Source organism: Haloferax massiliensis, from assembly GCF_001368915.1.
In the GTDB taxonomy this organism is placed as follows: Archaea; Halobacteriota; Halobacteria; order Halobacteriales; family Haloferacaceae; genus Haloferax; species Haloferax massiliensis.
The window spans coordinates 271,996-287,542 of the sequence record NZ_CSTE01000003.1 but is presented as its reverse complement, the minus strand read 5'-3'; the positions used below and the strand labels follow the sequence as shown (position 1 = coordinate 287,542).

Here is a 15,547-nt window from a genome sequence, read left to right as displayed (position 1 = left end):
GCGAACGCGTACGTGCCGTCCGGAGAGACGCGTTCTCCGCGAGTCGTCGGGGCGACGGACGCCCTGTCTGGTCTGCACACCGGTACGCGACGCGCCCCGTCGACGCTCGGCGGGGCGTTCGCCCTCCCCTCGCGCGTCCGCGAAACTCACCGCAGGTATGCGGGCTCTTCGAATAGCTGTCCACGCCTCGCGAAAACAGTCGCGTCCTGTAGACGGCACGGGTGTCTGACCCGCGATTTGCCTCCCCGAACCTCTCGTCGCAGCCGTGCCATCGATGCGAAATCGCCGACGTAACTCACGTCTGCTGACCGATTAATCTACCATTTATACGTAGTAAAAACGTCCAAAAACAACGTGAGACTCTGACGGACGCCGTGGCCCGCCGTCACTACGACAGCGACTACGTTGCGCGTCCCTGTAGTCGGCCACTCCACGTCACTTCGCTCCAATCACGCGACCCGATTCCGGTGGTTCAACACTCGTATGCGGAACACGAAGGCCGTCGAGTCGCACTCAGAACGCCCACAACCGCGTTCGATGGGCAATTATCGGATTCTGGGAGTAGTCGGACGGCCAGTTCAGTCCACGTATCTGGACCCGTAGTAATTTGTGCGTTGACTCCCTGCAATCCGTATGCAGATAACCGTTTTCGGGCCGCTTCGGTCCGCAGCAGGCGGAAAGACGGCCGACGTGGCCCCGAGCGGCGAGACGGTTCGCGACCTGCTCGACGCGTTCGTCGCCCGCTATCCCAACGCGGAAACGCATCTCTGCGACGACGAAGGCGACGTCCGTCCGAGCGTCCGGGTGATGATCGGAGACCGTCCCGTCTCGTTGGACGACGCGGTACCGGACGGAGAGACGGTGAAACTGTTCCCGGCGATGCGGGGCGGCTGACTACGCCCCGTACTGCTCGCGGACGGTCTCCGCGAGGCCGACCTCGTCGAGGAGTTCGACCGGGACCAACATCGACAACTGGACGACCCCCGGCAGGCGAGCGATTTCGACGCCGCCGGTGAACGTGCACCGAGAGCGGACCTCTCCCTCGCTGATACCGAACAGCGAACTCGCCCTCGCGAACGCGTTTTCCGTCGCCTCGTTGATGGTCGCCCCCGACCCGATGACCTGGAGCGGCAGGGCGTCGTGGAGCGTCCCGACGTCGTACTCGTCTGCGAGCGCAGTGCCGGCGGCACGCTCGGCGTCGGTGTAGGGTTTCGCGATGTGCGGGAGGTCTTCTTCGTTCGGGAGCAACAACGGTCCCGGCAGGTCGAGGCCCTTGATGACCTCCACTTCGAGTTCGGTCCGCCCGCTCACGTCCGTCGTGTGGAGCGAGAGTTCGCCGTCACCCTGATTTGCGTGGAGGTCGCCGACGTACAGCCCGGCACCGTCGACCCGAACGGGGCAGATGAGCACCGCCCCGGGCCGCACCTCGTTCGAGTCGAGGTGGCCGTCGGTCCGGGCTTCGAGCGCCGCTTCGTCCGGGAGTCCCCAGTCGTGTTCGGCACCGATGAGGAACTGCCCGAAGTCCCCCGCGTTGTGCGAGTCGGGGAGTTCGACGGCCGGCGTCGTCCCGATGTTGCCGATAAACGGGCGGAGACGCCCGAGCGCTCCGGGCATCTCGTCGGGTTCGTACAGCAAAATCGGGTGTTGCCGCGAGTTCTCGGGGAGCGCCATCGCCTCGTCGGCGCGCTCGGCTAACTGGTGAGCACCGTCCGCGCCGACGGTGATGCCGACGGTTCGGTCGTCGTCGAAGACGACGGTGTAACCGTACTCGAACCCGAACGACGACGCGTTGGCGCCGCACTCCGCACAGCGAATCGACTCCTCTCCCGTCCCTTCGACGACGGTCTCGGGCCACGGCGTCCCGCACTCGGGACAGCGGTGGTCGACGAACGGGTCGTCACCAAACGCGTCCGCTCGCTCCGCCATGCTCCCGGTGCTCGTCGCGACGCTCGTCACCTCGACGTCCTTGATTCGGACGACGAGCGCGTCGCCCGGTTCGGCGTTTTCGACTCGAATCGGTCGCGTGACCTCGTGTCCGCCGCGGAACGACGGAGTGATCATCGGTCCCCAACAGCCGGCGGGCGTGTGCGTCTTGACCGTCCCGCCGTCGCGGACCGTTCCCGCCCACTCCTGTTCGGGCCCGACGAGTCCGAGCGTGAACTCGTCTACCTCGAGTGTCTCAGCAGGCTTTTCAGACATCAGTTGTGACCTTCGACCTGTCGTGTGTTAGCTATTGTGTATGCGGAAGCCCGCGTCTCGCTCGAATTCGCTTACCGGTACCGACTTGCTGTGGACGGCCATTTCGGGACGTGAGACTCTCGGTGTTCGGCGGAATTCACCGTGAAACGCGGGTGTGACGGTCACTCTCTCTCGGTATTCGATTGCAAAACGCTTCTGTCTCACGACACCGATTTGATATAGCAGAATGTGATTTATGTGTGGTGTGGGAGTAACCGGCGACGGAGAGCTTAACCTCATTGTCTAATACAGACAACGACACTAGTGTTCAAATAAGAAATTCAACATAATCGTTGACGCTCGCGAAAATCGCATATCTAGACTCGGATCAATCTGTGGAGAACTACTTTGGTGGGTTTCGGCCCCGGTTCGTGGGCCGAAGACTCAACCCTACGGTTCGCTCGTGGACCGTATCGTGACTCAGTACTGTCTGACACTGCCGTGTCGGCGCTCTCGTCCTGTATCTACCCGATGCTCGGGCGAACGTCTCTCTGTCCGGTGACGGTACTACCGTTTTGGTATACTACGGTGGACCTACGCCTTCAGCCTGTTCGCGTTCGATATCGGCTGTCTCAGTCGCAGTCGGGGGAGGCCCGAAAGTTCGATGAACCGTATACCGCAATATCCATCTCGAACGAGTCTGACTTTCAGTGAGAATCGGTGTGTCGCAGGTATTGTGGAAACACGGCAGTCGGAGTATACAGGCTCGCTCGCTCGTCTTCGCGACGGTATCGCAGAACCCGGAGTTGCCGTTCTCTACTCGTTTTCGGTCTGCCAGCGTGCTAGACGCAGATAGAACGCTCGGTTCTCTGTAGCGGACGAGCGTTCCTCAGAAATGCAGGTCACTACATCTCGGTCGCGGTATCGTCTCGATGAGAACGCACCCAAACTGTCGGTAACCACGTGAACTCACCGGCGGTTATCGTGATTACGCGCCGGTTTATCGTACTCCCGCTGAAAAATGGCGGGGGAAAAAATAATATGGGGGCCAGTCTTAGGTGTACGTGGTCGACTGCGTAACCGACCAACGTGAGCCAGCGTGTCAGTCATATCTCGACGTGTCAGTACGCGACGAGTAGGTCTGTCCCGAAACTCATGAACGCCTGACAGCATCACGTCGAGTTCAGCACACCACCGCTACTCATCTTTTGCTCTCGATCGACGACGGCCTCAGTCACGAGTCTCGGAGTCGGGTTAGCGCTCCCCGATGTCGATTGAAAGCTACCCAGTCGTGAACCAGTCGAACTCCGACCGAGCTCTCGCGATAGTAGTTCCGTTCCGTTTTCCCCAGACGCGATATTGTTCTCGATGATAGAACCCCCGCCTACCAATCGCCGTGGCATCTGAGCCGACACATCGGTTCCGTCTACTGTTCCTCGCAGTGTTCAACGGTTTCGACGCGGGGAAACGCGGACCCAACCGATCGACGACGCTTCGAATAACGGGTGCGTATCGCAAATCACGATTCCGAGGCGACGACGGTTCCCAGAATCGGTTGAGACTGTCGAAATCGGTGTGGAAGTACAGAGATGGTGGCTACCTGATGCGACCGATGGGAGTATCGAGCAATCGCCTCGGACGGGACGGTGAGGGGCTGGAGGCCTGACGGAGTTTTGGTATACTGAAGGTGGTTCGCGGACGCCGACGAGATGCCGACGACGGGAACGCCTCGAATGGAATCACAGTTGCATCAACGCTGTCGAACTCAGTCTGACTGCTCGTTCCGTCGACCATCGGCGACTGTTCAGTATGACGGAACAGTATCTCGATTGTCGTGACATCGACTGAAAACTCCATCTTCGTAGAATATCCGTTGGTGGACCGATGATAATTACACATATAAGTCTGTAATCCTACGTCGTAGGATGGTGTAGTCCGGTTCTGACATAGGGAATTTAATCGAGAGCAGAATGGTCGTGTCGGCGACGGATTTACTAGTCGTGGCTTCTTACCGTATCGCCGTACTTGGGACAGTTTGGACTCTCCGTCACGGACTATCGTCTGTAGCGCATCACGTCCAGACCGGGGGCGACGTACGTCCGGCTCGGCCGTCTTCTCGTTCCGACGGTGCGGATTCGTCTCGTGGTCGTGTCTCGGACCGGTGTCTGGTCGACTACACATGTCGTCCGGTGTGGAGATGACCTCCGCGTCTGGACTCGTGACCCGTCCGTCGGGGTGTCGAGACTGCCGCAAGGCGTGCTTACCGTGGTCTGACTCGCGAGCGTTTCATCCGTTCGCCGCGAAACTGCGCGGTGTCAGGTCTGACTCGTGTACACTGAACACAAGGCACAATAGTTATTTAACCGGCTACTAATGTGAAAATGTATGCAGAGTGAAGTACGCGTTAGCAGCCACGAGCCGATAGATTACATCTCGAAGAACATCTACGGTCACTTCGCCGAACACCTCGGGCGGTGTATCTACGGTGGCCTCTGGGTCGGTGATGACGACAGGGTCGAGACCGAAGACGGCCTCCGAATGGACACCGTGTCGCTGCTCCGCGGACTGAATATGCCGGTGCTCCGCTGGCCGGGGGGCTGTTTCGCCGACGACTACCATTGGGAAGACGGTATCGGCCCGCGCGACGAGCGCCCCCGCCGCCGAAACCTGTGGTGGACGCAGGGGCGCGAAAACGTCCCGGAAGAGTCCAACGAGTTCGGGACCGACGAGTTCCTTCGCCTCTGCCAACTCCTCGATACGGACCCGTACATCGCGGTCAACGTCGGGTCGTCGACGCCGCAGGAGGCGCTCGACTGGATCGAGTACTGCAACTACGGCGGCGACACGGAACTCGCCGACAGGCGGCGAGAGAACGGACAGGAGGAGCCGTACGGGGTGAAGTACTGGGGCATCGGGAACGAGAACTGGGGCTGTGGCGGTCGGTTCGCGCCGGACGAGTACGCCGACGAGTACCGCCGGTTCGCGAACTACTTCAACGGCTTCGATAAGCTGATGAACGAGGAGTCCACCGAGTTCATCGCCTGCGGACACCTCACGGACGACTGGAACGAGGTCTTCTTCGACAGCCTCAACGGCGGCATGGAGTACGGTCCGGGGTCGTTCCTCGGCATGGGGTCGCCGTTCAACCTGATGGACCACTTCTCCGTCCACCGCTACTATCAGGCGGGCGGAGACACCGATTTCACCGACGAGCAGTACTACAAGATTTTCGCGCGCGCACAGAAGGTCGGCGGGGACATCGACCGAGCGGCCGAGACCATCTCGCAGTACGTTCCGGAGGGCGAAATCGGAATCATCGTCGACGAGTGGGGCGTGTGGCACCCCGAGGCGCGGAGCGACAACGGACTGGAGCAGGAGAACACAGTTCGGGACGCGCTGACGACCGCGGGCGTCCTCGACCTCATCCACGCGCGGGCCGACGTCGTCTCGATGGCGAACATCGCACAGTTGGTCAACGTCCTGCAGTGTCTCGTCCAGACCGACGAAGAGGCCGCGTGGCGCACGCCGACGTATCACGTCTTCGACCTCTACGAGAACCACATCGGCCAGACGGCGCTCGAAACGAGCGTCGACACGGAAAATCGCACTATCGAGGGCGAGGACCACGACGTTCCGATGGTCTCGGCGTCGGCCTCTGAGGGCGACGGAGAACTGTTCGTCACGGCCTCGAACCGCCGTCACGACGAACCGGAGTCGCTCACCGTCGACGTCGGGTCGTCGTCGTACTCGGTGTCCACGGCCACCGTCCTGTTCGAGGGCAACGACATCCGCGAGTACTCTACGAAGGAGAACGCGGAATCGTTCGAAGCCAGCCCTCTGGACGTCACCGACGAAGGCGACGGAACCGTCACGTTCGACGCGCCCCCGGCGTCCGTCGTCGGCCTGACGCTGACGGAGTAACGGAGCCGTCGTCGTTCTTTTTCGAGCTGACAGCGGGGATACAGTTATTATCGTATCGTGTGAACGCATAACAGCGTCATGAACGAACGCGATTCCAGCCGCCAGCACAGCCGCCGGAAGTACCTCGCCGCGGTCGGCGCCGTCGGGGCCACAGCGGTCGGGTCCACGGGCGTTATCGCGGGCCGCGGGCGCGACGACGAACAGACAGACGTCGAAGGAACGCTGTACTCGCCCCCGTCGGGCGCGCCTGCGCCCGGCGCGCTGTATCCCCGAGTCACGCGACTGAAACACGGGTCGGGAACTGGCGGCGAGAAGCAACTGCTCGCGACCTTCGAGTACTACCCGTCGATGAGCGGCGGGTCGGAGCCGTACTTCCCCGTCTACCGGAGCACCGACGGAGGGGAGAGTTGGTCGAAGTTCTCCGAGATTCACGACACGAGCGGGAAGGACTGGGGACTTCGGTACCAGCCGACGCTGTTCGAACTCCCGCACGCGGTCGGTTCGTGGCCGGCCGGGACGGTCCTCGCCGCCGGGAACTCCATCCCGATACTCGACGACCCCGAAGACGTCCCCGAGGGCGAGATCGGCAAACTCGGCGAGACGAGCATCGACCTGTACGCCAGCACCGACTGCGGGGAGTCCTGGGAGTTCGTGAGCACCGTCGTCACGGGCGGCAAGGCCGTCCCCTACGACGGGAACAGCCCCGTCTGGGAGCCGGAACTGGGGCTCGACGACGACGGGAACCTCGTCTGTTACTTCGCCGACGAACGGATGGGGAGCGACGACGACTACAATCAGCTTGTCGCGTACAAGGCCTCTGCGGACGGCGGCCAGACGTGGGGCGACGAGCAGTTGGTCGCGGCCGTCCCGGACGAGACGACGCGCCCGGGGATGCCGACCGTCACCCCGCTCCCCAACGGCACGTACATGATGAGCTACGAGGTCATCGGGCCGGACTACCTGTACGGCGAGGTCCACGTCAAGACCTCGCCGGACGGCCGCGACTGGGGCGACCCGACCGACGTGGGGACCCTCGTCTCGACGGCCGACGGTCGGCGGTTCATCAACGGTCCGTACGTGACGTGGACGCGGGCCGGCGGCAAAGACGGAACGATACTCGTGTCTGGAAAACAGCTCGTCGACGGGAACCGAGACCTCGCCGAGGGGAACGGTGAGGTCGTGCTCGCGAACTCGAACCTCGACGGGAGCGGCGACTGGGAGGCGGTCGACGCCCCGCTGTCGTTCGAGACGGAGAGCGAACTCGGCGGCCGGGCGTTCGTCGGTTGGACGACGCCGCTGCTTCCCTCCCGGCACGGCGACGAACTGCTTCAACTGACGTCGACCGCGGCCGACGCGGAGCTGTGTGAGATTAACTACGGAGTGGCCTCGTTACGGTTGAACGACTGACGGGGGCGTTTACCGCCCGGACGTCGTCGAAACGTCGTTTTTTCGGCCGTCTCCGGCGATAGGACGCTCCTTCGAGACGGTCGCTTCGGTCGCGTCCGTCTCCTCGCCGTCTGACGAGTCGTCCGTCGAGGCGACCAGTTCCGTGTGGAACGCGGCCGCGAGCGCGGGGAACACGAGCGGAAGCGCAATCGTCAGCACCGCACTCGCGAGCAAGAGCGTCCCGGTGACGATACCGACGAGCACGGTCGCGACCGGGTTCTCGACCGACCACCGGTATCCTCCCGTGACGGCGTCGACCGCGTCCGCGCCGTCGGCGAGCGAGACGAACGCCAAGGCGAAGACGACCCAGGCGTGATACGCCAGGTAGAAGCCGACCGCACCGAAGACGCCCGAAAGGGGGTCGCTCGTCGCCGCGTACTGTCCCAGATAGAGGACGGCGATGGCCGGGAACACGACCAGCAGCCCGCTGAACAGGACCGAATCAAGCCAGTGGGCTGCAAGCGTCTCCCTGACCGCCTCGCGGTCGACCCGACCGTTCTCTCGGACGGACCGAACCGCACCGTACGCGCCCAGCGTCGCCGGCCCGATGGTGACGAGCGGGAGGGACGCGAGGACCCACCCGACGCTGATCGCCACCATCGGCAGGGGGTGGCGGTATACCTGCCGGGCCGCGGTCGCGAGCGCGCGATGAACGCCGACGGTGGGGTCCGCGGCGTCGCCGTCACTCGTAGTCATCCCGTCGCGCCCTGCATCTGCACCGCGCGCACGATCTGTCCCTGGAAGATGAGGTAGATGATGAACAGCGGCAGGGACCCCAGAATCGCGACGGCCATGTGGAGACCGGGCGTGTCGATGTTCCCCTGATAGAGGTTCACGAGCCCGATTGGGAGCGTGTAGGCCGTCTCGTTCGACAGCACGAGCAGGGGCCAGAGGAACGCGTTCCAGTTGTAGACGAACATGAACAGCGCCAGCGCCGAGAGAATCGGCTTCGCGAGCGGCAGGATGATGCGCGTGTACACTTGGAAGGTGGTGAACCCGTCGAGTCTGGCCGCCTCCTCGTACTCGACCGGGATGTCTCTGAAGAACTGATACAGGAGGAACACGCCGAGCGGGCTGGCGGCCGCCGGCATGATCACGCCCCAGTAGGAGTTAATCAGCCCGAGGTCCGAGACGATCTGGTACAGCGGGACGATGTTCATGTAGTACGGGACCATGAAGCTCGCGAGGATTATCCCCATGATGACGCCCTGTCCGGGCCAGTCCAGCCGGGTGAGCGAGAACGCGATCATCGAGTCGATGACCACGATGAGAATCGTCGCCCCGCCGGCGATGATGAACGTGTTGATGGTCCACTCCACGACGAGCGTGTTGTTCAGCAGGTACTGGTAGTGTTCGAGCGTGATGGGTTCTCCCACGAGCGGCGGAATCCAGTAGGGCTGCGGGTCGCGCAACAGCTCGTTCGGCTGGAACGACCGTGAAAGCGTGTACAGGTACGGGACCGACATGAGGAACGCGAGCCCGTAGAGGAACACGTGCAACAGGGCGTTTCGAACGGCGTCCTCGGTCAGGTAGGAGCTGACCGAGCGCGATTGCGTCGTTTCAGTCATTTGAATCACCGATTACTTTGAAGTTCACGATTGCGATGAGGATGAGGATGGCGACCAGCACGTACCCCATTGCCGCGCCGTAGCCGAACTGCTGTTGGGAGAACGCGCTCCGGTAGAGGTAGTAGACCAGCGTGTCCGAGGAGTCGCTCGGGCCGCCCTGCGTCATGATGTAGGGCTGTGCGAACACCTGGAACTGGAGGATGAACTGGACCATGACGACGAACACGACCGAGTTTCGCATCTGCGGGAGCGTGATGTCCTTGAACGCGCGCCAGCCGGTCGCGCCGTCGAGCCGGGCGGCCTCGTAGAGCCGTTCGGGGATGCTCTGCCGGGCGGCGAGGAAGATGACGAAGTTGAAGCCGACGAGCCACCACACCGTCATGAACGCGAGCGACGCCATCACGAGGTCAGACGAGGTGAGCCACCCCGGCGGGTTCTCCATGACGAAGCCGAGGTAGTAGTTGATGAGCCCGTAGCTCTGGGAGTACACCTGTCCCCAGACCAGCGCCACGACCGCGACGGTCAGAACGTACGGGCTGAAGTAGATGGCACGGAGCGTCCGCTTACCGGCGACGTCTCGGTTCACGCCGAGCGCCATCACCAGTCCGAGGAGTACGAGCGCCGGGACCGAGACGGCGACGAAGAGGAGCGTTCCCTCCATGGCGTTGTAGAACACCGGGTCCTGAAACAGTTCGACGTAGTTCTGGAGGCCGACCCACTCCGTCTGTGTGAGGTCGAACTTGTTCGGGTAGGTGTGGAGGCTCATGTAGAGGCCTCTCACCGCGGGCCAGACGAGGAACACCGTGAATACGGCGAGGTACGGAAGCGACCAGAGGGCACCCTCGATGGTCTCCTTGCGGAAGCCCATGATTGTCTTGCTGTTCGCCGCGGTCTCACCTCCCGTGATGCGTTCTGCTATCCCCATGTGTACTTACTCCGAGATGCCGTTGGAGACCGTCTCGATGCCGGACTGAATACCCGACTGCGGGTCGGTGTTGTGCGCCCAGATGTCGACGAGCCAGGTGTACCAGTTCTGCGCGTTCGGGTCGCCGTTCGGGACCTTCGGGTGGTAGAAGTAGTCGCCGTTCTCGGCCATCTCGACGTACTTGTTGAGCGTCTTGTCGTAGTACGGGCTGTTCTGGAAGGCGTCGGACTCGTAGATGCTGTTCGCGGCGGGCAGGTGACCGGCCTCGGCACCCCACGAGGGGTTCTGCGTGGTCATCCAGTGGGCGACCTCGGCGGCGATCTCCGACTTAGCGTCGCTCCGGCCCTCCTTCTTCGGGAGGACGATGGAGTGGCCGTCGGCCCAGACCTTATCCTGCTGTTTGTTCGGTCCGACGGTCGGCTCGAAGAAGCCCCAGTTGAGGTCCTCGACACCGGAGAGTGCCGCGACGTACCACGTTCCGTTCATCGCCATCGCGCACGTCCCGTTCTGGAACGCGTTGTTCCCCCACGTGTCCTCGCTCGTGGCGGGGGCCCAGCCCATGTCGCCGGTCATGTCTGAGAACAGTTGGGCGATGTTCGTGCCGGCCTCGTTGTCGAAAGTCGGGTTCCACTCGTCGTCGTAGAGGTTCCCACCCTGCTGTTTGACCCACGTGCTCCACGTCCGGAACGACCCGAACCCGTCGTTGTACGGCGACTGGGTGAACGCCGCCGCGTCGGTGTTCTCGGCGACTGCGTTGCCCGCTTGCTGGAACTCAGACCAGTTCGTCGGCGGGCTCTCCGGGTCCAGTCCGGCCTGCTCGAATAGGTCTTTGTTGTAGTACACGCCGATGGGGTGCATGTCCATCGGCAGCGCGTTGACGTTGCCGTCGACCGTGACGAGGTCCCAGTGGCTCGCGGTGTAATCGCTCTCGATGGAGGCCGTGTCGGTGTAGGTTCCCATCGCGTCGATACCGCCGTCCCACGCTCGAAGATACGCCGCGTGCATGACCGCCATGTCGGGCGCTTGCCCTCCCGAGAGCGCGGTGAACAGCTTGTTGTAGTACTCGTTCCACGGTGTTCGTTGCCGATTGATGGTCACCTCCGCGTCGGTGTCGAGCGGCTGTTCCTCGTTGAACTTGTTGACGATGCTCTCCATGATCGGCCCTTCGCCACCGCTGAACAGTTCCCAGAACGTGATCTCGTAGGATTCGCTTCTCGTGTCGCCGGAACTGCCGCCGTCGGTGTTATCGCCGCCGCTGCTATCGCCGTCACTGCCACTGCCGTCGCCGTTGTCGCCGTTACCGGCGCAGCCTGCGAGTGCGACGGTCCCTGTGACTCCTGCCGACTTGATAAACTTTCGACGGGTGCTACTAGTGAAGGCTTCTCGAACCATGTGTCGTACCTACGTGTAGGGGTATGGATTAAACTATTTTCCGTGACTAATACTGCCGGTAGATGTGGTCGGACTCGTCCCCGTCGGTAGTCCGCCGCGGACGTACGGGAGCGGACGGAGCTCAGAACACATTCTGCTCCCGATTGATTCGGTCTGAAAAGCGTAACCACAACTATTATTAGTTCTCTTGGCAACCCACGCAGTATGAGTACTGTTAGCATCGAAAGCGTGCGGAAAGTCTACGGCGGCGACTCGGACATCGTCGCCGTCGACGACATCAGCTTCGAGATAGCAGACGGGGAGTTTCTGACGATTGTCGGTCCCTCTGGGTCGGGTAAGTCGACGTTGCTCCGGATGATTGCGGGTCTGGAAGATATCACGGACGGGACGATACGAATCGGAGACAGGGTCGTCAACGGGGTACAGCCGCAGGACCGCGACGTCGCAATGGTGTTTCAGAACTACGCGCTGTACCCGCACATGACCGCGCGGAAGAACATGAGCTACGGGTTGCAGTTGACGACCGACCTCCCGGAAGAGGAGATCGACAAGCGGGTGACGGAGGCGGCGGAGATGATGGGCGTCACGGACCAACTCGACAAGTATCCCGGGAACCTCTCGGGGGGGCAGCAACAGCGCATCGCCACGGGCCGCGCCATCGTGCGCGAGCCGTCGGTCTTCCTGTTCGACGAACCGCTCTCGAATCTGGACGCCAAACTCAGACTGCACATGCGGACGGAGCTTCAGCAGCTACAGGACACGCTCGGGACGACGACGGTGTACGTCACCCACGACCAAGAGGAGGCGATGACGATGTCCGACCGCATCGCGGTCGTCGACGGCGGCGAACTCCAGCAGATAGGGACGCCGGAGGAGATATACAACGAACCGCGGAACCTGTTCGTGGGCGACTTCGTCGGGAACCCGCCGATGAACCAGTTCGAGGTGCAGTTGTCCGGGTCGTCGCTGGTCGCCGACGGCTTCAGTTACGACCTCCCCGAGCGGGTCCTCGAACGCATCGACCGATACGCGGACGGTATCGACGAGTTCGTGCTCGGTATCCGCCCCGAGAACATCACGCTCACAGACGGCGGCGAGCCGAACGCGGTTCGCGCGTACCTCGACGTCCGCGAGCCGGTGGGTTCGGACAACTACCTCCATTTCGACATCAACGGCGACGAGTGTTGGGTCCGCGTGCCCGGGGACGTCAAACCCGACACGAATCAGGAACTCTCGTTGGCCTTCGACGAGGAGCGACTGCATCTCTTTCGGCGCTCGGACGGCATTAACATTCTCTCTCGCGGCGAACAGCCGTTAGAGGCGGCGGCGGGCCAATAGGCCGATAGCAGTCCTGTCAACTCGACGATTCAGCGCGCCAGCGAAGATGACCGACTGAAACCAGCGTTTCCCCCGAGCGAGACGCAAGTGAGGCGGGCCTGACTCGTCGCCAAACGACCTGTCGTCGGTATTCAGCGCACACGACCGGGCGCGGTGACCCTATCGACGGTCCCGTGGGCCCCGTGTGTTCAACCCGGCGGAAGACTGGGCCCCCGTGATAGCTGTCGGTGTGGAACTCATACGGTGATGACGGAGTTCGAGAGGGCCCCGACTCCTTCGACGGTGATATCGGCGCGGTCGCCCGCTTGGAGGTCGAACGGCTGTTCGGGGTCGAGCGAGGTACCCGTGAGGATGACCGCCAGTTCGGGGACCGCGTTGTGGCGCGTGACATACGACACGAGTTCCTCACAGCCCCGGACCATCTCGCTCGTGTTCGTGGCTAATCCGTGCGGGCCATCCACACCTTCGGACGTGACCACGGACGGGCCGATAGAACAACAGCGGTGGTAGACCTTCGCCTGTGGGAGGGACTCGCCACCTGAGCCACGTCCCCGAACGTCCGAAGGTCGGCGTCGGCGCTCTCTCGACACCTCAAGCTGGTGGTACTCCATTCAAAACCTCGCTTATAATCGAATCTACTGAACTTCTGTTCTGTGGGACTCGTACCACGCGTCGTCTCCGCAGTCCGGGAGATAAGCGCACTCGTTCTGAGTTACAGAATACTGGTGGCTCCGTTGTGCGTGAGTGCGGGTCCGGGTGCGTAACTGAGACTAAGCAGGACACCTCGCCGCTCTCGTCGGGTGACAGTAGAGCTATCCGTTGTTAGACGTTCGAGCTATCTTTGAGTTGACCTACTGTTCGAGCCGTATGGCGGTGTTAGTACGTTGATATCTAGTTCTCGTTTTCAGAACCCATCCGCGCGAACTCCTCTGTACCACTCTGATTATTTGGTCTGAAGGTCCCCATTCTCGCACCTGAAATTACGGATATAGTGGTGTAATGAATTTCTCACTCAAACTCATTATTAGCCGTAAAGGGCCCACAGAGGGATGTAGGCCCGTCTCCGAAAATCATTCTGCGATTCGGAACAAGCTCTCGTTAATCGGCATCGGTTCGTCGCCTCTCGGTCGAGTGAGCATCTCGATACCAACCGACTACGGGTCGGTCCGTAATTCGACACCAACCCCTCCGTGTCACCCAGTCATATCAATTTCAAATACTACTAAGAGACTAGTCAAATAGCTACCACAGATTTCCGAACGACTACTGTTGTCGAACGCATCTCGTCTATCGTCGAACCGGTAAAGCACCCACAATAGCCCTCAAACACCCGTTAAGCGTGAAAAAGAGAGCTATTCGGAGACCGACGTGAGAAAGCGAATGGCTCGTTCAGTTCAAATACAGTTTCGTCGGCAGAACGTGAATTTCAGGGATAGAACAGGCCTCTATCGGAATAAATATCTCGACAGGTGGGCCCGAACGTCCGTCCATCCGGGATCAACCTGTGGGTGAAGTAAGAATAGGTTCTAGACCAAGGTATTCGAAAATAATATCGGATTTTCTATTGTTCGAAGCTCCCGGGTTTCGGGCGTTCGCGCTCCGGCCGAGTCGGTGTTTAGTCGCAGTGAAAGCCGGGCAGATTCCTACCACTCGTACGCTCGGTGAACTCGCCGGGCCTCCTCGTTCAGCACAGGGCCGACGACTTCGGTGACGCCGTCGAGAACCGCGGCCGACCGAACGCCCGGAGCCGACCCGACGAACTCTCCGATTTCGTCGCCGCCGACGCCGTACACGACGCGTGCGAACCCGGCGGTCGCCATTCCGCCGGCGCACATGGGACAGGGCTCAGTACTGGTGTACATCACCATCGCCGCTCGCTCGTCAGCGTCGTACTCCCGGCACGCTCGGTAGGCGAGGTGAAACTCGGGATGGCGTCGGATGTCGGACTCCGTCACGATGCGGTTCGAGTCGCGCATGATGACCTCGTCGTCGCGGACGAGCACGGACCCGAACGGCTCGTCGCCGCGAGCGGCGGCCTCCCGAGCGAGCTCGAAACTCTCGCGCATGTGTGTCTCGTGGTCGAAGTCGTCGAAGTGAGTCGTCACAGTCGCCTACTGCCACGCTCGAACGCGAGTTAAATCGAACGGCGCTCGAACAATCTGAATACTTCAGATTATCTAGAGAGCGTGGATTTAGCAGATTTCCTCGGTTATTCGAGGCTCCCGAGTTCTCTGGAGAATCGACAGTCGATAGATTTCTCGACTAGAAGAAGTATCTGAGTCACTCACCTACTTTTGGTAATCTGAATAATCCACGACACTCAGATATAATGCGTTATCCGAGTTCCGCACCCGTGACTAGTCATCGCTATATGGATTATCTGACAAAGCCAAGTAATCCGAATTATGTATATTTCCCAGACTGCGTTCATAATCTCTCTCGGAGAGATTTCTTGGCGACGGCGGACGAGTTACGCAACCCCGATAAGCGATAGTATCTGGATAATTCGGATACTCTGGAAAATCGAGCGCCTCCCCGCGATTCGCGTTCGGACACAGATTCGACGCGGCTGAATCGGTGATTATGTGGGTAATCCAAGTTCAGTGGATATTGCAAATTATTTGAGGTATGTGAATAATTGGGGTGTTCCTGGTTACGTATCTCTTCAATCGTGGGCACCGAATCTACGGAATCGACGCTATCGAAATAGTATGAAATATCCGCATAATCCACATCGTTCAGAAATTCAGAAACTCCCGGATAATCTAAATAATTGAGC

Annotated in this window: 11 protein-coding genes; 4 read left to right on the top strand and 7 right to left on the bottom strand. The window is 61.1% G+C overall.

The features are described 5' to 3' along the window. The first annotated feature begins 633 nt into the window (after positions 1-633). On the top strand, positions 634-894 hold the full coding sequence (locus BN996_RS14850) for a ubiquitin-like small modifier protein 1 (protein ID WP_042662773.1): 261 nt from the start codon (positions 634-636) through the stop codon (positions 892-894). Here the strand turns inward: BN996_RS14850 and BN996_RS14845 are convergent, their stop codons facing one another. After that, positions 895-2,199 (bottom strand): acetamidase/formamidase family protein, encoded by a 1,305-nt coding sequence (locus tag BN996_RS14845; protein WP_089780354.1) that lies wholly within the window; start codon positions 2,197-2,199, stop codon positions 895-897. Between the two features lie 2,364 nt (positions 2,200-4,563). On the opposite strand from BN996_RS14845, the gene BN996_RS14840 reads away from it, so the two are divergent. Together BN996_RS14840 and BN996_RS14835 are read left to right on the top strand one after the other, a co-directional pair. Then, complete coding sequence (locus BN996_RS14840; RefSeq protein ID WP_089780352.1) at positions 4,564-6,099, top strand: alpha-N-arabinofuranosidase; 1,536 nt, start codon at positions 4,564-4,566, stop codon at positions 6,097-6,099. A gap of 78 nt (positions 6,100-6,177) precedes the next feature. Beyond that, positions 6,178-7,506 carry a glycosyl hydrolase gene (locus BN996_RS14835; protein WP_089780350.1) on the top strand — a complete coding sequence of 443 codons (1,329 nt, stop codon included), beginning with the start codon at positions 6,178-6,180 and terminating at the stop codon, positions 7,504-7,506. Between the two features lie 9 nt (positions 7,507-7,515). On the opposite strand, the gene BN996_RS14830 is transcribed toward BN996_RS14835, so the two are convergent. From BN996_RS14830 to BN996_RS14815, 4 genes are all read right to left on the bottom strand, one after another. Continuing rightward, a complete protein-coding gene (locus BN996_RS14830; RefSeq protein ID WP_089780348.1) occupies positions 7,516-8,241 on the bottom strand; it encodes a YesL family protein in 726 nt (241 codons plus the stop codon). Continuing rightward, positions 8,238-9,113: a carbohydrate ABC transporter permease gene (locus BN996_RS14825; protein WP_042662769.1), complete on the bottom strand. Its 876-nt coding sequence runs from the start codon at positions 9,111-9,113 to the stop codon at positions 8,238-8,240. Before BN996_RS14825 ends, BN996_RS14830 begins: the two co-directional genes overlap by 4 nt. After that, positions 9,106-9,981: a carbohydrate ABC transporter permease gene (locus BN996_RS14820; RefSeq protein ID WP_052367789.1), complete on the bottom strand. Its 876-nt coding sequence runs from the start codon at positions 9,979-9,981 to the stop codon at positions 9,106-9,108. Before BN996_RS14820 ends, BN996_RS14825 begins: the two co-directional genes overlap by 8 nt. A 63-nt stretch (positions 9,982-10,044) precedes the next feature. Next, positions 10,045-11,430 (bottom strand): ABC transporter substrate-binding protein, encoded by a 1,386-nt coding sequence (locus tag BN996_RS14815; protein ID WP_089780346.1) that lies wholly within the window; start codon positions 11,428-11,430, stop codon positions 10,045-10,047. Positions 11,431-11,634: 204 nt separating this feature from the next. Here BN996_RS14815 and BN996_RS14810 point away from each other — a divergent pair, with 204 nt between their 5' ends. Continuing rightward, entirely contained in the window at positions 11,635-12,768 is a 1,134-nt protein-coding gene (locus BN996_RS14810; RefSeq protein WP_082256299.1) for an ABC transporter ATP-binding protein, read from the top strand. Positions 12,769-13,004: 236 nt separating this feature from the next. On the opposite strand, the gene BN996_RS14805 is transcribed toward BN996_RS14810, so the two are convergent. Further along, positions 13,005-13,379 carry a fumarylacetoacetate hydrolase family protein gene (locus tag BN996_RS14805; protein ID WP_089780344.1) on the bottom strand — a complete coding sequence of 125 codons (375 nt, stop codon included), beginning with the start codon at positions 13,377-13,379 and terminating at the stop codon, positions 13,005-13,007. A gap of 1,032 nt (positions 13,380-14,411) precedes the next feature. Beyond that, positions 14,412-14,873: a nucleoside deaminase gene (locus BN996_RS14800; protein ID WP_226908762.1), complete on the bottom strand. Its 462-nt coding sequence runs from the start codon at positions 14,871-14,873 to the stop codon at positions 14,412-14,414. Between the last annotated feature and the right edge of the window lie 674 nt (positions 14,874-15,547).

What these genes read in the sequence shown, in the direction of transcription:
- BN996_RS14815 (WP_089780346.1), bottom strand. Translation starts at nt 11,430, where the DNA reads ATGGTTCGAGAAGCCTTCACTAGTAGCACCCGTCGAAAGTTTATCAAG.
- BN996_RS14840 (WP_089780352.1), top strand. Translation starts at nt 4,564, where the DNA reads ATGCAGAGTGAAGTACGCGTTAGCAGCCACGAGCCGATAGATTACATC.
- BN996_RS14810 (WP_082256299.1), top strand. Translation starts at nt 11,635, where the DNA reads ATGAGTACTGTTAGCATCGAAAGCGTGCGGAAAGTCTACGGCGGCGAC.
- BN996_RS14830 (WP_089780348.1), bottom strand. Translation starts at nt 8,241, where the DNA reads ATGACTACGAGTGACGGCGACGCCGCGGACCCCACCGTCGGCGTTCAT.
- BN996_RS14835 (WP_089780350.1), top strand. Translation starts at nt 6,178, where the DNA reads ATGAACGAACGCGATTCCAGCCGCCAGCACAGCCGCCGGAAGTACCTC.
- BN996_RS14805 (WP_089780344.1), bottom strand. Translation starts at nt 13,379, where the DNA reads ATGGAGTACCACCAGCTTGAGGTGTCGAGAGAGCGCCGACGCCGACCT.
- BN996_RS14820 (WP_052367789.1), bottom strand. Translation starts at nt 9,981, where the DNA reads ATGGGCTTCCGCAAGGAGACCATCGAGGGTGCCCTCTGGTCGCTTCCG.
- BN996_RS14845 (WP_089780354.1), bottom strand. Translation starts at nt 2,199, where the DNA reads ATGTCTGAAAAGCCTGCTGAGACACTCGAGGTAGACGAGTTCACGCTC.
- BN996_RS14850 (WP_042662773.1), top strand. Translation starts at nt 634, where the DNA reads ATGCAGATAACCGTTTTCGGGCCGCTTCGGTCCGCAGCAGGCGGAAAG.
- BN996_RS14825 (WP_042662769.1), bottom strand. Translation starts at nt 9,113, where the DNA reads ATGACTGAAACGACGCAATCGCGCTCGGTCAGCTCCTACCTGACCGAG.